Below are 18,273 nucleotides of genomic sequence, written 5' to 3'. Positions count from 1 at the left end.
GGTGTTACTAACCCACGCTTTACTTCGAGAAATCTCGGTGAAACACCCCGTCCTTAGCGTATACAACCATGTCCACAGGGATGAATACGCCGCCGATCGAGTACTCCTTCGACACCCTGCTCGTCGCGAACCGGGGCGAAATCGCCTGCCGCATCATGCGAACCGCGCATCTTCTCGGACTGAAGACGGTTGCGGTGTATTCCGACGCCGATTCCGCGGCCGCGCACGTCGAGATGGCCGACGTCGCCGTCCGGCTGGGCCCGGCTCCCGCCCACGAGTCGTATCTGCGGGCCGACGCCGTCGTGGAGGCCGCACTCGCCACGGGCGCAGGCGCGATTCATCCCGGGTACGGGTTCCTGTCGGAGAACGACGCGTTCGCCGCGGCGGCGGAATCCGCGGGCATCGCGTTCGTCGGTCCCACTCCCGAACAGTTGCGCACGTTCGGGAACAAGCACACGGCACGCGAGGCCGCACGCGCCGTCGGCGTCCCGCTCGTCGCGGGCAGCGGGCTCCTCGACTCCGCGGACGCCGCCCTGTCCGCGGCTTCCGAGATCGGTTATCCGGTGATGATCAAGGCGGTCGGCGGCGGTGGCGGCATCGGGATGCAGGCGTGCTTCGACGCCACGGAGCTCCGCGAAGCCTACGACCGCGTCCAGCGCCTCGCCCAGGCAAACTTCTCCTCGTCGGGGGTGTTCCTGGAACGCTTCGTGGCCCGCGCCCGGCACATCGAGGTGCAGGTGTTCGGTGACGGCCACGGCCGCACGCTCAGCCTCGGCACCCGCGACTGCTCGCTGCAGCGCCGCAATCAGAAGGTGGTCGAGGAGGCGCCGGCGCCCGGACTCTCCGACGAGGTGGTGGAGCGACTGCTGGCCGCGTCCCGCGGTCTCGCGTCCTCGGTGAACTACCGGTCGGCCGGAACCGTGGAGTTCGTCTACGACGTGGACCGCGGTGAGGCGTCGTTCCTCGAGATGAACACCCGACTGCAGGTGGAGCACCCGGTGACCGAGGAGGTCACCGGGGTGGATCTCGTCGAGTGGATGCTGAGGCTCGCCCGCGGCGACGGTTCCATGCTGGACGGGCTGCCCGACTCCGGACCCGAGATCAGGGGAACCGCCGTCGAGGCCCGCATCTACGCCGAGGACCCCGGCCACGACTACCGTCCCAGCGCCGGACGCCTCACGGGTGTGGAGTTCCCGGCTCACACGCGGGTGGAGACGTGGGTCGACACGGGCACCGAGGTGAGCGCCTTCTACGACCCGATGCTGGCGAAGGTGATCACCCGCGGGCACCGGCGCACGGCGGCGTTCGCCGCCCTCGCGGAGGCGCTCGCCGACACCCACATCTACGGAATCCAGACCAACCTTCCCCAGCTCCGGCGGATCTGCGTCGCCGACACCGTTCTGGACGCCGCGCACACCACGCAGTCGCTGGCCGATCTGCGGGCCACCGGGCGTCGCGTCGACGTCCTCCGTGCGGGAACCATGACGACGGTGCAGGACCATCCGGGCCGGATCGGCCTGTGGGAGGTCGGAATTCCCCCGTCCGGGCCGATGGACGACCTGTCGTTCCAGCTGGTCAACACGGCGGTCGGCAATCCGGCCGGCGCACCGGGGCTCGAATGCACCCTGCAGGGGCCGCGCCTGGTGTTCTCGGACGCCACCGTGATCTGCGTGGGCGGCGCCGATGCCCCGGTCACCCTCGACGGCGAGCCGATCCCTCTGTGGCACCCGGTGGAAGCGCCGGCCGGATCCGTACTCGACGTCGGCACTCCGGCGGACACGGGTCTGCGCACGTACGTCGCGTTCCGGGGCGGGATCGACGCCCCGCTCTATCACGGCAGCGCAGCCACGTTCACGCTCGGCGGGTTCGGCGGCATCACGGGCAAGGCCGTCGCGACGGGCGACGTGCTGGGCCTGTTCGACGACTCGCTGTTCGAGAACACGACGGGTCTCGGCGCGCCGCATCCCGTCCCGGAGGACTCGATCCCGGAGTTCACGCACGTGTGGCATCTCGCCGTCACCGAGGGACCGCAGCCGGCGCCCGCCTACTTCACCGATTCCGACATGGCACAGTTCTACGACACCACCTGGAAGGTCCAGACCCACGCGAACCGGACCGGACTCCGGCTCGACGGCCCCAAGCCGGTGTGGTCGAGAACCGACGGCGGCGACGCCGGACTGCACCCGTCGAACCTGCACGACAACCCGTACAGCGTCGGAGCCCTCAACGTCTCGGGCGACACTCCGATTCTGCTCGGACCCGACGGGCCGAGCCTCGGCGGCTTCGCGTGCCCGCTCACCGTCGCCAAGGCCCACCGGTGGAAGCTCGGGCAGATCCGGCCCGGCGACAGCGTGCGGTTCGTCGCGGTCTCCGACGACGGTGCGGACTCACTGCGTTCTTCGGATTCGTCTCGCAGACTGGATGTTCCGCCCGCGGTGACCCGGTCGTCGAACAGCGACGGCGGGGTGCTGCACCGCATCGCGCCGATTCTGGACCGACCGGAGGTCGCGTACCTGCGCGCCGGCGACGACAACGTCCTCGTCGAATACGGGGACCGGGAACTGGATCTCGGACTCCGCATGCGCGTCCATGCGTTGTCGGAGGCGCTGGTCCGGCGCCGCGTGCCGGGCGTCATCGACATCACGCCGGGTGTCCGGTCACTGCACCTGCACTTCGACGCCGACCGCCTCCCGGCCGGGAAGCTGCTGGACATCCTCCAGGACATCGAGGAGCTGCTGCCGGCGACGCACGATCTGGTGGTGCCGAGTCGCACGGTCCGGTTGCCGTTGTCGTTCGACGACCCGTCCATCGCGGAGGCCATCGACCGCTACCGCAGCGGGGTCCGCGACGAGGCGCCGTGGCTGCCGTCGAACACCGAATTCATCCGGCGGATCAACGGATTGGGCAGCGTCGACGACGTCCGGGACGCCGTGTTCGACGCCGAATACCTGGTACTGGGGCTCGGCGACGTCTACCTCGGTGCACCGCTGGCCGTGCCCCTCGACCCGCGGCACCGCCTGGTCACCACCAAGTACAACCCGGCCCGCACCTGGACGCCATCCGACGCCGTCGGGATCGGCGGCAAGTACCTGTGTGTCTACGGCATGGAGTCGCCGGGCGGCTACCAGTTGATCGGCCGCACCGTCCCGATCTGGTCGGGTTACCGGCAGCACCGCCCGTTCGACGAGGGCAAACCCTGGATGTTCCGGTTCTTCGACCGCATCGTGTGGGAACCCGTCACCCCGGAGCGGTTGCGCGAGTACCGCGCGCAGGCGGTGGCCGGTCGGTTCGACGCGGAGATCTCCGACGGCACGTTCGCGTTCGCCGACCATCTGAAGTTCCTGCAGGACAACGCCGAATCCATCGCCGAGTTCGACGCCCGGCAGTCCGCGGCGTTCGAGACCGAGAAGTCGGCGTGGCGCGCGTCGGGCGAATTCGACCGTGTCGAACAGGTCACCGCACCCGAGCCGGCCGCGCGCGGCGACTTCCCGCCGGGCGCCGTCGTCGTCGAGGCGCCGATGGTCGGCAGCGTGTGGCGCGTCGAGGTCGAGGCCGGGCAGCGCGTCGAAGCGGGCCAGAACGCCGTGGTGCTCGAGGCGATGAAACTCGAGATGCCGGTCGCGTTCACCTCGCCGGGCACCGTCCTCGAAGTCCTCGTGTCACCGGGCGCGATCGTCGAACCGGGCACCCCTCTCGTCGTGATTGGAGCAGAAAACTGATGACTGTCGATGCCGTGAACCGAGGACAGGCCGCCCTGTCCCCCACCGCCCGGGTCGAGGACGCCTTCCGGCGGATCGCCGAGGTGGACCGCCCGGAGGTGTGGATCACCCTCCGGCCCGCCGAGGACGTCCACGCCGATGCCGTTGCCGTGCAGGCCCGTCTCGACGCCGGCGAGCACCTGCCCCTGGCCGGGAAGGTCGTGGCGGTCAAGGACAACATCGACGTCGCCGGACTCCCGACGTCGGCCGCGTGCCCCGAGTTCGCCTATCTCCCGGACGTCACCGCGAGTGCCGTGCGCCGCCTGGTCGACCAGGGCGCTGTCGTACTCGGGAAGACGAACCTCGACCAGTTCGCGACCGGACTGGTCGGGACACGCAGTCCGTACGGCGCCGTCCGGTGCTCGTGGGACCCCGAACGTGTGTCGGGCGGATCCAGCTCGGGTTCGGCGGTGGCCGTCGCCCTCGGCATCGCCGACATCGGAATCGGCACCGACACAGCGGGATCCGGCCGGGTCCCGGCGGCGTTCAACGGCCTCGTCGGAATCAAGGCGACACTCGGCGTCATCCCCGCCGACGGGGTCGTTCCGGCGTGCGTCGACTACGACTGCGTCACCGTCTTCGCCTCTGAACTCGACACGGCGGTGACTGCCGCCCGCATCATGTCTGGCCCCGCGACCGCGGACCCGCGCAGCCGTGCGTGGCCGTCCGACGTCCGGCTCGCCGCGCCCGCGCATGCACGCGTCGCGATTCCCACGGAAGCAAATCTCGCCCTGCTGACGCCGGAGTACCGCGCGGCGTTCGCCGACACGGTCGCGTCGTTGACGGACCGCGGGTACGCCGTCGAGGCGGTCGACATCTCCCCGCTGCTCGATGCCGCCCGGTTGCTGTACGACGGCGCCGTCGTCGCCGAGCGGTACACCGCCGTCGGGCAATTCCTCGACACGGCACCTGCGGGTGCCGATCCTGTGGTCACCGCCATCGTCGAGTCGGCGCGCAAGCCCGCGGGCCACGAGTTCGCCGCCGACCTCGACACGCTCACCCGCGTCAAGGCGCAGACGCGGGATCTGCTGGCCGGTTTCGACGGACTCCTGCTGCCCACCACCACCGAACACCCGACCATCGCTGCCGTGCAAGCGGATCCGATCGGCATCAACCGGCGGATGGGCACCTACACGAACTTCTGCAACCTGCTCGACATGGCGGCGGTCGCCGTCCCGGGTGTCCCGACCGCCGCCGGCGAACCGTTCGGGGTCATGTTCGTGGTGCCGGCGTTCGCCGATCAGGTGGCCGTCGACCTCGCCGCCCGGCTGCTCGGCGCGCCCGCGCCCACCCTCGTCGAGGAGGGGGTGGAACTGGCCGTGTTCGGCGCGCACCTGCGCGGGCAGCCCCTGCACTTCCAACTCGAGGACATCGGGGCACGCTACGTCGACACCGTCACCACCACCGACGCGTACCGGCTCACCGCGCTCGACACCACCCCGCCCAAGCCCGGCCTCGTCCGCCGCGGTCCCGGCGCGGGCTCCCCGATTTCCGGGGAACTGTTCCGCGTGTCCGCTGCGGGGCTGGGTAGCTTCCTCGCGGCGCTGCCCGCCCCGATGGCCCTGACGAGCGTCGAATTGTCCGACGGCCGCGCCGTGGTGGGCTTCAGCTGCACCCACGACGCGGTCGACGGGGCCACGGACATCACCGAGTTCGGCAGCTGGGTTGCCTATGCCGCTTCGCGCCCCGTGAGTACTTCTTAACCGCCGACGTTAAGAAGTACTCACGGCGAGGGCGGTGGCGGCAGGGGTCGAGTTGCGGCCGATCAACCTCTGCAGGTCGCCGCTCTCGGTGTCGAGAGCGCCGATGGCCACGCCCGCATCCGAATCGGCGAGCATACTCGCGATCGGTGCGGGCAGTCCGGCACCCTCGAGCGCCGCGGCGTACTCGGCCTGCGGAAGGTCCTTGTACGACACCGGCTTTCCGATGACGGAGGAGATGACGTCCGCCAGTTCGCTGTACGTCAGGCGCTCGTCGCCGCCGAGTTCGTAGACCTTGCCCGCCTGCCCGTCGGAGAGCAGGACGGCGGCGGCCGCCTCGGCGTAGTCCTTGCGGGCGGCAGCGGCGACGACACCGGTCCCGGCACTCCCGAACAGCGCACCGGTCTCGCCCGCCGCGGGAATGCTGCCGAGGTAGTTCTCCCAGTACCAGCCGTTGCGGAGCAGCGCGAAGTCGATCCCGGACTGTGCCAGCCGATCCTCGGTGGCGCGGTGTTCCACGGCCAGACCGATCGTGCTGTTCTGCGCGTCGAGAACGCTGGTGTAGGCGACGAAGCCGACCGCGGCGGCCTTCGCGGCATCGATCACGTTGGCGTGCTGGGCAACCCGCTGTCCGACCTCACTGCCGGAGACGAGCAGTAGCTTGTCGACGCCGGCGAATGCGGTCTCGAGCGCGGCGCGATCGCTGTAGTCGGCCTGCCGGACCTCGACTCCCCTGTCCGCGAGGTCTGCGGCCTTGGCCGGGGTGCGGACCACGGCGACGATGTCGGCGGCGGGTGTCCCCTTGTCGAGCAGTGCCTCGACGACGAGCCTGCCGAGGTGTCCGGTTGCTCCTGTGACGGCGATGGTCATGACGAACTCCTAGCGCGTAGTGGTGCGAGTTGACTGTTCAAGCTCACTTTCCATCATGCACTAATTTTTCGTAAGTGCAAATACTTCAGTAAGTGCTTCCTCTTCGTCGGATACACTGGACGCATGTCCGAGCCCGCTCACCCAACGCAGGAAAGTGAAGACCGCACCCTCGAAGCGGACGTCTTCGCACGCAACTGCGCGTCTCGCGAGACCCTGCAGACCGTCACCGGCCGCTGGGGTGTGCTCGCGCTCGCGGCACTGACCGAGGGAAACTACCGATTCAGCGCACTCCGCCGACGCGTCGACGGCGTCAGCGAACGCATGCTGTCGCAGACACTGCAAGCACTCGAACGAGACGGCCTCGTGGTTCGCGACGTGCTCGAGGCCATCCCGCCGAAGGTCGAATACAGCCTCACGCCGCTCGGCGCCGAGGTCGGTTCACGCCTGATCGACCTGATCGAACTGGTCGAATCGCGCGTACCCGACGTTCTGGCAGCGCAAGAAAGGTACGACGCCGGTCGCGGCGTCAGCTGAGTTCGTCGAGGTCGGACTCTTCGTCGACGATGTGGACCGCGGCCTCCTCCGCCGACGCCGCTCCCCCGTCGATTCCGATGTCGAAAGCAACGAGATCCTTCTCCTCGTCCTCCCCCACACCCTCGTTCTCGGCGAGAAGCCGCCCCGAACGCTGCCGTCCGACCTCGTTGTCATCGAGGATTTCCACGTTCTCGTCCTCCTCGAACGCCGGATCCGGTTCCTCCTCCGCGAGCCGCTGATCGAGGGTCTCGCCTTCGCGCTGCTCGGCCGCCGTCGTTCCGAACGCGTTCAGCCCGAGCGGCTTCTCCGGAGGCGAATACCCCTCGTCGAGAACGTCGTCCACACCTCGGTCGACCAACGTGTCCTCCGGCTGCAGCTGGTCTTCGTCGTCCAGGCTGTACTCGCCCTCGGATCCTTCTGGCGTGCTGTCCGGCATGGTCATCTTCCCCACGATGCCATCGCTGCGGGCAGTTCGCCATCGGATCGCGGAACGGATCCGCCCGGAAACGACGAGGACCCGCACAGAGACTGTGCGGGCCCTCGTCGGTGTTCGGGTCAGAAGTTGATCATGTGTCCGGCGAGGCCGTGGATGGCCTCCTGCAGGGCTTCGGACAGCGTGGGGTGCGTGTGCACGTTGCGGGCCAGCTCGTTGACGGTGAGGTCCCACTTCTGCGCGAGGGTGAGCTCGGGCAGCAGCTCGGAGACGTCGGGGCCGATGAGGTGTCCGCCGATCAGCTCGCCGTACTTCGTGTCGGCGATCAGCTTGACGAAGCCGGTGGCGTCGCCGAGGCCGTGTGCCTTGCCGTTGGCGGCGAACGGGAACGTCGCGACCTTGATGTCGTAGCCCTCGTCCTTGGCCTGCTGCTCGGTCAGACCGAAGCTGGCGACCTGCGGTTGGCAGAACGTCGCGCGCGGCATCATCCGGTAGTCCTCGATCGGCAGCGTCTCGGCGCCGGCGATCGTCTCGGCGGCCACCACGGCCTGCGCCTCGGCGACGTGCGCGAGCTGCAGCTTCATCGTGACGTCACCGATGGCGTAGATGTGCGGCACCGACGTCTGCATGGTGTCGGTGATGCCGATGGCGCCGCGGTCGGTGAGCTGCACGCCGGTCTTCTCGAGGCCGAAGCCCTCGACGCGGGGTGCGAACCCGACGGACTGCATCACCTTGTCGACGACGACCGACTCGGTCTCGCCGGACTTGTTGTTCTTGATCGAGACGGTGACCTTGGAGCCGTCGTCGTCGATGCTCTGCACGGCGGCGCCGGTGATGACCTTGACGCCGAGCTTCTTGTACTGCTTCTCGATTTCCTTGGAGACGTCCGCGTCCTCGTTGGGCAGCGCGCGGTCGAGGAACTCGACGATGGTGACGTCGACCCCGTAGTTCTTCAACACGTACCCGAACTCCATGCCGATCGCGCCGGCACCGACGATGAGGATCGAACCGGGCAGCTCCCGGGTCATGATCTGCTCTTCGTAAGTGACGACGTTCGTGCTCAGCTCGGTGCCGGGCAGCAGCTTGGTGGTGCTGCCGGTGGCGATGATCGCGTTGTCGAACGTGATCGTCTCGGTGCCGCCCTTGGTGAGCGCGACCTCGATGGTGTTGGCGTCGGTGAAGGTGCCCTTGCCGTCGTACTCGGGGATCTTGTTCTTCTTCATCAGGAAGTGGATGCCCTTGACGCGGCCCTCGGCAACCTTGCGGCTGCGGTCGAACGCGGCGCCGAAGTCGAAGGACGCCTCACCCGAGATGCCGAACAACTTGGCCTCTTTTGTGAAGAGATGCGCAAGTTCGGCATTGCGGAGAAGGGCCTTCGAGGGGATGCAGCCCACGTTCAGGCACACACCACCCCAGTACTTCTGCTCGATGATGGCAGTGCTCAGTCCGAGTTGTGCCGCGCGGATAGCAGCGACGTACCCACCGGGACCGGCTCCGAGGACAACGACGTCATAGTGTGAGGTCACGGTTGTTCAGGGTAGTCCCGTCCCGATTCGCTGTCTCCACGCGGTCGCGTTACCCGCGGGTAGCCTCATCCGTCACACCTTTCCCGCCGCGACCAGGCACGACACCGCCTGCAAGAATGGCGCCATGACGGATCCCTTCCTCTGGCTCGAAGATGTCACCGCGGAACGGTCACTCGACTGGGTGCGGGAACGCAACGCCCGCACGCTCGCCGAGTACACCGAGAACGCCGGGTTCTCCGCGCTGGAGAGCCGGATCCTGGACGTGCTCGACACGGACGACCGGATCCCCTACGCGGGCATGCGCGGCGAGTACCTGTACAACTTCTGGCGCGACGGCGAACACAAGCGCGGCATCTGGCGGCGCACCACCCTGGAGCAGTACCGCACCGACAACCCCGAGTGGGACGTCCTGCTCGACGTCGACGCACTCGCCGAACGGGAGGGCGAGAACTGGGTGTGGGCAGGCGCCAGCGTGCTGCGACCCGAGCAGTCACGTGCCCTGCTGTCGTTCTCGCGCGGCGGCGCCGACGCGTCCGTGGTGCGCGAATTCGACCTCGAGACGCGCGAATTCGTCGGCGGCGACCACGCATTCGACGTGCCCGAGGCGAAGACCAGCATCAGCTGGATCGACAAGGACACCGTGTACGTCGGGACCGACTTCGGCGAAGGCTCGATGACCGACTCCGGCTACCCGAGAATCGCGAAACGCTGGCATCGCGGCACCACGTTCACCGAGGCGGTCACCGTCTTCGAGGGCGAGACCACCGACGTGTCCGTCGGCGCGTCGTACGACGACACCCCCGGGTACGAGCGGCACTTCGTCGGCCGGTCGATGGACTTCTACAACTCCGAACGCTACGAACTGCTCCCCGACGGGTCGAAGGTCCGGATCGACACCCCGGACGACGCGGGTTCGTCCGTGTACCGCGAGTGGCTGACCATCCGTCCGCGCACCGACTGGGAGGTGAACGGCACCGTCTACCCGGCCGGGTCGCTGCTCGTCGCGAACTACGTCGACTTCCTCGCCGGGTCCCGCGAGCTGACGCCGCTGTTCACCCCGGACGAGCACACGTCCCTCGAACAGGGAACGTGGACCAGGAACCACCTCCTCCTCGTGCGACTGTCGGACGTGCAGACCAAGCTGTCGGTGCTCACGCCGAACGACACCGGGTGGGAGGAGAAGCCTCTCGACGGTGTCCCGGAACTCACGGCGAGCGGGATCATCAGCACCGACCCGCGCACCGGCGACGACTTCTTCGTCAACTCCAGCGGATTCACCACGCCTGCGACGCTGCTGTACGGCTCCGTCGGTGGTGCGCTCGAACCCGTCAAGCAGGCGCCCTCGTTCTTCGACGCGGACGGCATGTCGGTGTCGCAGCACTTCGCGGTGTCCGACGACGGAACCGAGATCCCCTATTTCGTGGTGCGCCGCGACGACGTGACCGGACCCTGCCCCACCATGCTGTACGGGTACGGCGGCTTCGAGAACTCGATGGTCCCCGGGTACAGCGGGTCGGTCGGGTTCGCATGGCTCGAACGCGGCGGCGCGTACGTGGTCGCGAACATCCGCGGCGGCGGCGAGTACGGCCCGTCGTGGCACACCCAGGCGGTGCGGGAGGGCAGGCACAAAGCGTTCGAGGACTTCGCCGCGGTCGCCCGCGACCTCGTGGCCCGGGGTATCACCACGTCGGAGCAGCTCGGAATCCAGGGCGGCAGCAACGGCGGGCTGCTCATGGGCGTCATGCTCACCCGCTACCCGGAACTGTTCGGCGCGATCGTGTGCCAGGTTCCGCTCCTCGACATGAAGCGGTACCACCTGCTGCTCGCCGGGGCGTCGTGGATGGCCGAGTACGGCGATCCGGACAACCCGGACGACTGGAAGTTCATCAGCGAGTACTCGCCGTATCAGAACACCGACGCGGCGGCGGACTACCCGCCGATCCTCGTCACCACCTCCACCCGCGACGACCGCGTCCATCCCGGGCATGCCCGCAAGATGGCGGCGCTGCTCGAAGAGCAGGGCCACGAGGTCTGGTACTACGAGAACATCGAGGGCGGGCACGGCGGGGCCGCGGACAACGCGCAGGCCGCGTTCAAATCGGCGCTCACGTTCACGTTCCTGTGGGAGCAGCTCACCCGTTGACCCCCACCTGTGAGTACTTCTCAACCGCCCGCGGTTAACAAGTACTCACAGGTCAGGTGTGGTCGTGGATCCAGTCGACGATCCGGTCGACGGTGCTCGCGGGCTCGCGGATCCACCCGTTGTGGCCGAGTGGTTGCGGCTGGTGCCACAGGGTGACGTCCGCGTTGGGGAGTTTCGCGAGGAGGTTCTTCGCCGCCGATTCCGGAGCCAGATCGTCCCCCTCGACGGTCACGGACAGCACCGGCAGTTTCAGCCGGGCGATGCGTTCCTCGTAATCGATGTCGGCGCCGTCGGGTTCGATCCTGCCGGTGCGGGCGAATCGCGACCAATCAGTGATCAGCACCTTCGACTGCCGCCCGAACCCGCCGATATCCAGTTTGTCGCCTGGCCAGAACCCGGCCAGGTTGGCGGTCATCGACATCGCCGCGGCGCCGACGAGCATCCGCGGGGCATGGATCCCGGGGAACCCGCGGTGATACGGCGACCCGGACGCGACGAGCACGATCCCGCCGAGCCGGCCCCGGATCCGTGCCCCGTACATCACACCGAGCTGACCGCCCATGCTGTGCCCCAGCAGGAACGGCGTCGCCGCAGGAAAACGCTCGCGCACCACTTCGAAGATCGCGGGAAAGTCGAGGGCCACCAGTTCGTGGTAGCCGTACGTGCTGTCGCTGCTCGGGCGGGGGCGACTGTCGCCCTGGCCGCGGAGTTCGCCGATCGCCGCGTTGAATCCCCGGGACACGAGTTCCTCGGCGAAGGGTTCGTAGTAGCCGGCGGGAATTCCCAGTCCGGGAAACACCACGATCACGGGGGCGTCGTCCGGGCCGGGAAACAGGCGAACCGGAGTAGTGGTTCCGTCGGGCATCTGGATCGGTACTGTCTCCACTTCGTCAGACTAGACGGCTCGACCCCCGCAGATCCGGGATCTGCGGGGGTCGATTCTGTTCCGAGACCGGACGCTACAGGCCGATCGACGCGGCGAGCATCGGCCACGACTTGTGCAGGTCTTCCTGCCAGTAGGTCCAGGAGTGGGTGCCGGTGGGCCGGAAGTCGAACGTCGCGGGAATCTGCAGTTCGTTCAGTCTGTCCGCCAGCGCGTGGGTGCACTGGTTGGTGGCGGCCTCGATGGCGCCGCCGACGAGGATCTGGTTGGCGAGCGTCCCGACGTCGCCGTTGATTCCCGGTGCGTTCAGCTGATCGCCCGCCCCGGGCAGCCCGGATCCGTTGCTGACATAGATGTCGAGTCCGCGCAGCTTCTCCGCGTTGATGTACGGGTCGTTGGCGGCCCACCCCGGACCGTCTTCAGGACCCCACATGTTGGAGGTGTCGCCGCCGCCGCGACCCTCGACGACCATACGTACGTACGCGCGACCGGGGTCGGTACTGGTCATCGCGCACCCGCTGTAGGCGCCGACGCTCTGGTACAGGTCGGGCGCCGACTGCGCCAGGCTCAGCACGGAGCTACCGGCCATCGAGATGCCGGCGATCGAGTTGACGCCGTTGGTGTCGAACGCGGAGTCGACGATCGGCGGAAGTTCCTGCGTGAGGAACGTCGTCCACTTGTTGTTGCCCAGTTCCGGGTCGGTCTGCTCCCAGTCGGTGTAGTAACTGAACGCGCCCTCCATGGGCGTGACGACGTTGACGTTCTTGTCGGCGAAGAAGTCGACGACGTCGGTCCGGGCCTGCCACGTGGCGGAGTCCTCGCCGCCGCCCGCACCGTTGAGCAGGTAGAGCGTCGGCCTCGGCGCGCTCGTGTCCGCGGGGGTGATCACCCGCAGCGGAATCTCGCGGTCCATGGAGGCCGAGTACACGTGAATGGTCGACTGCCGGTCGTCGATCGGGTCGGTGCTCACCAGGTGGGAGCCGCCGGCCGCGACAGTGGCGTCTTCGGCGGGATCTGCGGAAGCGGACGCCTGGACCCCGAGGCAGGGAGTGGCCGTCGTCAGAGCGACCGCGAGCGCCAAGCGCACCCCGTACCTACCCGCTGCAGTGCGGTTGACCATCGTTCTCCTTCGCTGCGACGTGGCCTGCCCGACTCCGTAGAGGCGAGAGCTGGAGCCCACATGATGTCATGCGAACTCCAGCTCTCGTTCAGAAGTGGGGTCGAAACGGGTGCCCCTATCCTTCGACGGACCCGAGGAAGCCGATGAGGGTGGTGAGCGCGTCGAGCAAGGACGTAATGACGGTCGACATATTTTTTACTCCTTTTGTCGATTCAGCGGATTCGATATCCCCCACCTTCAGGGGCTTCGTCATTTGTACCCGAGTTTCCGCGCCGAATAAGCACGAAGTGGTAAACATTTGCGATCGTTGACTTAACGAAGAACTGATGTTCAGACACCGGCTAATCCCCAATTTACCTCCGAAACATGCTGCACCACCAGGAGTTATGCCGAGACCTCGACTCCCGGGTTCCCGTTCCCGTAATCGAAGAGCGACAGAACATACTTCGCTTCACCGTTTCCGGACATTTGCTTGTCGCTCCGCTTGAATTTCCCGCCGAAGAAACGGCGAGTTGGCGAATTTCGCACATCTCTTCTTTGGCCGTGGTACACGCATCTCATTTATCCCGAAAAATGGATGATGCAAACAAAATTTTTCAGTATTACATCAATTCGACCCGAAGTGTGGGATTTCTAGTTCTTCGGCGCGTCGTCACTGCTCAGGGTGAAAGACCAGGGTCGAGATCCGGGAACATCCCGATGTGCCGGCACGTCCGGCCGAACAGACTGGACGCATGACATTCGACAGCAACACTCCCCGCCAGTTCACCCGTTCCGACAGCCAGAAGATGCTCGCAGGCGTCTGCGGCGGCATCGCCGAATACTTCTCGGTGGACGTCAACCTCGTCCGCTTGCTCACCGTGGTGGCCACTCTGGTCACCGGCGGCACCGCTGCCCTCGTCTACCTCGCCGCCTGGATGCTGATGCCTGCCGGACACTGAGACGAGAACACAACCCCGAAAAGCACTGTGGCCGTGAAACGGACCCGGCAAACGACGCACAGACGAGAAAGAGCCCGGGACACCAGTTGGTGTCCCGGGCTCTTTCGGAGCACTTCGTGCCCGTGCGCGGTGAACGAGCCCGAGGACTCCTCAGCCACGCACGGTAGGCGTAGCCGCCTTTAGAAGTCCATACCGCCCATGCCGCCGGTCGGGTCGCCCACGGGCGCTCCGGCCTTCTCCGGCTTGTCGGCGACGACGGCCTCGGTGGTCAGGAACAGAGCCGCGATGGACGCTGCGTTCTGCAGCGCGGAGCGGGTGACCTTGACCGGGTCGTTGATGCCGGCTTCGAGCAGGTCGCCGTACTCGTTGGTCGAGGCGTTGAGGCCGTGACCTGCGGGCAGGTTGCGAACCTTCTCGGCAACGACGCCGGGCTCGAGGCCCGCGTTGAAGGCGATCTGCTTCAGCGGAGCTTCGAGGGCGACGCGAACGATGTTCGCACCGGTGGCCTCGTCACCTTCGAGCTTCAGGTCGTCCAGTGCGGGAGCCGACTGCAGCAGAGCCACGCCACCACCGGCGACGATGCCCTCTTCGACGGCAGCCTTGGCGTTACGCACGGCATCTTCGATGCGGTGCTTGCGCTCCTTGAGCTCCACCTCGGTGGCAGCGCCGGCCTTGATGACTGCAACGCCACCGGCCAGCTTGGCCAGACGCTCCTGCAGCTTCTCGCGGTCGTAGTCCGAGTCGCTGTTCTCGATCTCGGCGCGGATCTGGGACACGCGACCGGCGATGGCCTCGGGGTCTCCCGCGCCTTCGACGATGGTGGTCTCGTCCTTGGTGATGACGACCTTGCGTGCCTGGCCGAGCAGCTCGAGTCCGGCGGTCTCCAGGGAGAGGCCGACCTCTTCGCTGACGACCTCGCCACCGGTGAGGATGGCGATGTCGGCGAGCTGAGCCTTGCGACGGTCACCGAAGCCGGGAGCCTTGACGGCCACGGACTTGAAGGTGCCACGGATCTTGTTGACCACCAGGGTGGACAGGGCTTCGCCCTCGACGTCCTCGGCGATGATGACCAGCGGCTTGCCGGACTGGATGACCTTCTCCAGCAGCGGCAGCAGGTCCTTGACCGTGGAGATCTTGGAGCTCACGAGCAGGATGTACGCGTCCTCGAGGACGGCTTCCTGACGCTCCGGGTCGGTGGCGAAGTACGCCGAGATGTAGCCCTTGTCGAAGCGCATGCCCTCGGTGAGCTCGAGCTGCAGGCCGAAGGTGTTGGACTCCTCGACCGTGATGACGCCTTCCTTGCCGACCTTGTCCATGGCCTCGGCGATGAGCTCGCCGATGGACGGGTCGCCTGCGGAGATACCAGCGGTAGCAGCGATCTGCTCCTTGGTGTCGATCTCCTTGGCGGTCTCGAGCAGACGCACGGTGACGGCCTCGACGGCCTTCTCGATGCCGCGCTTCAGACCCAGCGGGTTGGCGCCGGCAGCGACGTTGCGGAGGCCCTCACGGACGAGAGCCTGGGCGAGAACGGTAGCGGTGGTGGTTCCGTCGCCGGCGACGTCGTCAGTCTTCTTGGCGACCTCCTTGACCAGCTCGGCACCGATCTTCTCGTAGGGGTCCTCGAGCTCGATCTCCTTGGCGATGGACACGCCATCGTTGGTGATCGTGGGGGCGCCCCACTTCTTCTCGAGCACGACGTTGCGACCCTTGGGGCCCAACGTCACCTTGACTGCGTCGGCGAGGGCGTTGAGTCCCCGCTCGAGGCCGCGACGGGCCTCTTCGTCGAACGCGATGATCTTGGCCATTGCGAAGTGATCCTCCGGATTGGGGGTGACACACAAGGCGACCGCTAGTCGGGTCGCCTCATTTACGCCTTCGGCCGAGTTCGGTGCCCGCGACGGACGACCAGGGGTGTCTGTGGTTCCCGGTCTCACCGTCCCGACCTGGCACTCACCCGCGGCGAGTGCCAAGTGCATTTTTAGCACTCGAACAGGGTGAGTGCAAGGTCGGGACGGAAGCGCTGCGCCGGGGCGATCAGCGCATCGCGCAGACCTGACCGGTGTTCAGGTTGAAGGCGAGAGACAGCGCGCCGACGCAGTCCACGCCGTTCGCGTCGGCCGTCGCACCCGAACCCCAGCCCGCGATCGCGACGGTGGTCGTGCCGTCGGCCGCACCGGAACGGGCGATGCCGCCGCCGAGCGAGACCGCGTACGCCTGACCCGAGCCCGTCGACGCACCGAGCGACGTTCCGTACCCGTTGGCGTACGTGGTGGCGCCGCTGTGCCCGTTGGCGACGCTCACCGCGGTGCCGCTGTCCGCGGCCATCGCGTGGGCGGTGCCGGCCTCGGTCGCCTTGGCGCCGCAGCTCGCGGTGTCCGACACCTGGACGTCGTTGGCCGACGGCGGGGAGACGCAGTTGACGGGGGCGGCACCGGCGACACCTGCGCCTGCCACCGAGATTCCCGCCGCGACGCCCAGACCCACGGCCATCGCCGCTCCCACACGTGCCAGCCGTCGGCCGAAGAGAGACGAGATACGAGTACGCGATGCCGAGGCGGTCGAGGTGACGGGGGTGGAGACAGCGAGCATGGAAGCTCCTTCTGGGAACGTCGAATTGGAGGATTCGCCGCGAGAGTACCCGCTCCGGGCCGGTTAGTCCCGGACCCCGCTCAGGCGAGTTCGTCGAGGAGCTTCGGCAGCTGCGCGACGGAGTCGACGACGTGGTCCGGTCGCTGCGCGGCGAGGTCCAGAATCGACTGGCGGAACTTGCCCGTCCGCACCAGCACACCGATGAGTCCCACGCGCTGCGCAGCCAGGACGTCACCCGTCAGATCGTCGCCGACCATCATCGTCACGTCCGGTCCCGTGCCCATCAGATCGGTGGCGGTGAGGAACGCGGCGAGCGACGGCTTGCCCACCGACACGACGTTGGTTCCCGCGACCTCCTCCATCCCGGGGAGGTAGGTGCCCGTGTCGATGCGCAGCCCGTCGTGGGTGGCCCACGTGGTGCCCCGGTGCATCGCCACGACGGGGACGCCGTCGAGCATCAACTCGACCACGCGGCTGAGTGCGGCGTGGGTGAATTCGGGCCCGGCGCCGCCGAGGATCACCACTTCCGGGTTGTCGTCGTCCAGTTCGATCCCGGACAGATCGGCGGTGATGTCGCCGCTGTTGAGGACCCAGGCCCGCGACCCGGGATAGGTCGACCGGACGTACTCGGCGGTGAGCCGGGCCGCGGTGACGATCTCGTCGGAGTCGGCTTCGATGCCCGCCGACCGGAGGCCGTCGGCGACCTCGTCGCACGTCCTCGACGTCGTGTTGGTGAGGTACGCGCACGCGAGTCCGCGCTCGCGCACCTCCCGCACCGCGGCGGCGGCGCCGTCGATCGGATGCCACGAAGTAACGAGCACACCGTCTATATCGAGCAGGACACCCTCGACCCCAGCCATGACAGGAGCCTATCCCGGCGTCACTGCCGAGTCCGGCAGACGAGGACGGGGCAGGGAGCGTGATGCACGAGATTCTGGCTGACGGATCCGAGCAGGGCACCCATCACCTTGCCCCGGCCGTGGCTTCCGACGACCAGCAGTTGCGCGGTCGCCGCGTGCCGCAGCAGGACGTCGGCGGACGCGCCCTGTGTCGTCACCTCGGTCACCGGTACGTCGGGATATTCGTCGCGGGTCCCGGCGAGGCATTCGGACACGACGGCCTTCTCCCCTTCTTCGTACGCGGCCCAGTCGACGTACTTGGACGCGTGCGCGAGTCCGTGCTGCTTCTCCCCGCTCCACGCGTGCACCGCGTCCAGACCGACCCCGAACGCGGACGCGAGCGCGAACGCCTCCTCGACGGCTTTCTCACTGACCTGGCTGCCGTCCACGCCGACGACGATCGGGCGGGCGTCCGGTGATTCCGGCGCAGGCTCTCCCCGGACCACCGCGACCGGGCTGTGCGCGTGGTTGACCGTCCGGAGGACCGTGGATCCGAGGAGATAGTCGGTGACCGCACCCGCACCCTGCGCGCCGACCGCGACGATCCGCGCCGCCCGGGACAGCTCGATCAGGTGGGACGCCGCGGTCCCGGATCGGACGTCGCGCTCGACGGCGAGTCCGGGTTGATCCTGCAGGGCGACGGCGGTGGCGGCGTCGAGCATCGAGTTGCCGTCCTCACGCAGTTCCTGGATGAACTGGGCGTCGATCATCATCGCGGTGCCGTTGTAGAACGTGGCCTCGTCCGGGTACGTGTGGGCGAGCAGGAGCGGGGCTCCGAGCCGGACCGCCGTGCCCGCGGCCCAGCGCGCCGCGTCGAGCGCGGCCCGGGACCCGTCGATACCGACGACGACGGGTGCCCCTGCGTGTTCGCTCATAT

At 67.6% G+C, this 18,273-nt stretch carries 14 protein-coding genes; 5 read left to right on the top strand and 9 right to left on the bottom strand.

Annotated elements, in window-relative coordinates; all coding sequences use genetic code 11:
• Positions 1–68: 68 nt before the first annotated feature.
• Both uca and atzF read left to right on the top strand, forming a co-directional pair.
• Positions 69–3,719: an urea carboxylase gene (gene uca, locus CJ179_RS18870; RefSeq protein ID WP_095862494.1), complete on the top strand. Its 3,651-nt coding sequence runs from the start codon at positions 69–71 to the stop codon at positions 3,717–3,719.
• Positions 3,719–5,461, top strand: a complete 1,743-nt coding sequence (gene atzF, locus CJ179_RS18865; protein ID WP_095862493.1) for an allophanate hydrolase — start codon at positions 3,719–3,721, stop codon at positions 5,459–5,461. The genes uca and atzF overlap by 1 nt, the downstream gene beginning before the upstream one ends.
• Before the next feature lie 9 nt (positions 5,462–5,470).
• On the opposite strand, the gene CJ179_RS18860 is transcribed toward atzF, so the two are convergent.
• Positions 5,471–6,328 (bottom strand): SDR family oxidoreductase, encoded by an 858-nt coding sequence (locus CJ179_RS18860; RefSeq protein ID WP_095862492.1) that lies wholly within the window; start codon positions 6,326–6,328, stop codon positions 5,471–5,473.
• Positions 6,329–6,451: 123 nt separating this feature from the next.
• On the opposite strand from CJ179_RS18860, the gene CJ179_RS18855 reads away from it, so the two are divergent.
• Positions 6,452–6,862 (top strand): helix-turn-helix domain-containing protein, encoded by a 411-nt coding sequence (locus CJ179_RS18855; RefSeq protein ID WP_095862491.1) that lies wholly within the window; start codon positions 6,452–6,454, stop codon positions 6,860–6,862.
• Here CJ179_RS18855 and CJ179_RS18850 read toward each other — a convergent pair.
• On the bottom strand, positions 6,855–7,304 hold the full coding sequence (locus tag CJ179_RS18850; protein WP_095862742.1) for a DUF5709 domain-containing protein: 450 nt from the start codon (positions 7,302–7,304) through the stop codon (positions 6,855–6,857). The genes CJ179_RS18855 and CJ179_RS18850 overlap by 8 nt on opposite strands.
• A gap of 113 nt (positions 7,305–7,417) precedes the next feature.
• Positions 7,418–8,821 (bottom strand): dihydrolipoyl dehydrogenase, encoded by a 1,404-nt coding sequence (lpdA, locus tag CJ179_RS18845; protein WP_072948424.1) that lies wholly within the window; start codon positions 8,819–8,821, stop codon positions 7,418–7,420.
• 67 nt (positions 8,822–8,888) lie between these two features.
• Here lpdA and CJ179_RS18840 point away from each other — a divergent pair, with 67 nt between their 5' ends.
• Positions 8,889–10,964, top strand: coding sequence for a prolyl oligopeptidase family protein (locus CJ179_RS18840; protein WP_257015668.1), 2,076 nt, complete (start codon positions 8,889–8,891; stop codon positions 10,962–10,964).
• Positions 10,965–11,016: 52 nt separating this feature from the next.
• Here CJ179_RS18840 and CJ179_RS18835 read toward each other — a convergent pair whose 3' ends face one another.
• Both CJ179_RS18835 and CJ179_RS18830 read right to left on the bottom strand, forming a co-directional pair.
• Positions 11,017–11,850 carry an alpha/beta fold hydrolase gene (locus CJ179_RS18835; RefSeq protein ID WP_241031315.1) on the bottom strand — a complete coding sequence of 278 codons (834 nt, stop codon included), beginning with the start codon at positions 11,848–11,850 and terminating at the stop codon, positions 11,017–11,019.
• Positions 11,851–11,923: 73 nt separating this feature from the next.
• Positions 11,924–12,967, bottom strand: coding sequence for an alpha/beta hydrolase family protein (locus tag CJ179_RS18830; RefSeq protein ID WP_095862489.1), 1,044 nt, complete (start codon positions 12,965–12,967; stop codon positions 11,924–11,926).
• Positions 12,968–13,701: 734 nt separating this feature from the next.
• Between CJ179_RS18830 and CJ179_RS18820 the strand changes: the two genes are divergently transcribed.
• On the top strand, positions 13,702–13,908 hold the full coding sequence (locus CJ179_RS18820) for a PspC domain-containing protein (RefSeq protein WP_072948529.1): 207 nt from the start codon (positions 13,702–13,704) through the stop codon (positions 13,906–13,908).
• 179 nt (positions 13,909–14,087) lie between these two features.
• Here the strand turns inward: CJ179_RS18820 and groL are convergent, their stop codons facing one another.
• The 4 genes from groL to CJ179_RS18800 form a co-directional block, all read right to left on the bottom strand.
• Positions 14,088–15,713, bottom strand: a complete 1,626-nt coding sequence (groL, locus tag CJ179_RS18815; RefSeq protein ID WP_072948434.1) for a chaperonin GroEL — start codon at positions 15,711–15,713, stop codon at positions 14,088–14,090.
• Between the two features lie 229 nt (positions 15,714–15,942).
• Positions 15,943–16,497 carry a DUF6764 family protein gene (locus CJ179_RS18810; RefSeq protein WP_072948436.1) on the bottom strand — a complete coding sequence of 185 codons (555 nt, stop codon included), beginning with the start codon at positions 16,495–16,497 and terminating at the stop codon, positions 15,943–15,945.
• A gap of 80 nt (positions 16,498–16,577) precedes the next feature.
• Entirely contained in the window at positions 16,578–17,357 is a 780-nt protein-coding gene (locus CJ179_RS18805) for an HAD-IIA family hydrolase (RefSeq protein WP_072948438.1), read from the bottom strand.
• Between the two features lie 20 nt (positions 17,358–17,377).
• Positions 17,378–18,271, bottom strand: a complete 894-nt coding sequence (locus CJ179_RS18800) for a universal stress protein (RefSeq protein WP_095862487.1) — start codon at positions 18,269–18,271, stop codon at positions 17,378–17,380.
• Positions 18,272–18,273: the final 2 nt, after the last annotated feature.

Source organism: Rhodococcus sp. ACS1 (genome assembly GCF_002300155.1).
In the GTDB taxonomy this organism is placed as follows: domain Bacteria; phylum Actinomycetota; class Actinomycetes; order Mycobacteriales; family Mycobacteriaceae; genus Rhodococcus_F; species Rhodococcus_F koreensis.
This window is presented reverse-complemented; position numbering and strand designations above follow the sequence as displayed.

What these genes read in the sequence shown, in the direction of transcription:
- groL (WP_072948434.1), bottom strand. Translation starts at nt 15,713, where the DNA reads ATGGCCAAGATCATCGCGTTCGACGAAGAGGCCCGTCGCGGCCTCGAG.
- CJ179_RS18805 (WP_072948438.1), bottom strand. Translation starts at nt 17,357, where the DNA reads ATGGCTGGGGTCGAGGGTGTCCTGCTCGATATAGACGGTGTGCTCGTT.
- CJ179_RS18830 (WP_095862489.1), bottom strand. Translation starts at nt 12,967, where the DNA reads ATGGTCAACCGCACTGCAGCGGGTAGGTACGGGGTGCGCTTGGCGCTC.
- CJ179_RS18800 (WP_095862487.1), bottom strand. Translation starts at nt 18,271, where the DNA reads ATGAGCGAACACGCAGGGGCACCCGTCGTCGTCGGTATCGACGGGTCC.
- uca (WP_095862494.1), top strand. Translation starts at nt 69, where the DNA reads ATGTCCACAGGGATGAATACGCCGCCGATCGAGTACTCCTTCGACACC.
- CJ179_RS18820 (WP_072948529.1), top strand. Translation starts at nt 13,702, where the DNA reads ATGACATTCGACAGCAACACTCCCCGCCAGTTCACCCGTTCCGACAGC.
- CJ179_RS18860 (WP_095862492.1), bottom strand. Translation starts at nt 6,328, where the DNA reads ATGACCATCGCCGTCACAGGAGCAACCGGACACCTCGGCAGGCTCGTC.
- CJ179_RS18810 (WP_072948436.1), bottom strand. Translation starts at nt 16,497, where the DNA reads ATGCTCGCTGTCTCCACCCCCGTCACCTCGACCGCCTCGGCATCGCGT.
- atzF (WP_095862493.1), top strand. Translation starts at nt 3,719, where the DNA reads ATGACTGTCGATGCCGTGAACCGAGGACAGGCCGCCCTGTCCCCCACC.
- CJ179_RS18850 (WP_095862742.1), bottom strand. Translation starts at nt 7,304, where the DNA reads ATGACCATGCCGGACAGCACGCCAGAAGGATCCGAGGGCGAGTACAGC.
- CJ179_RS18855 (WP_095862491.1), top strand. Translation starts at nt 6,452, where the DNA reads ATGTCCGAGCCCGCTCACCCAACGCAGGAAAGTGAAGACCGCACCCTC.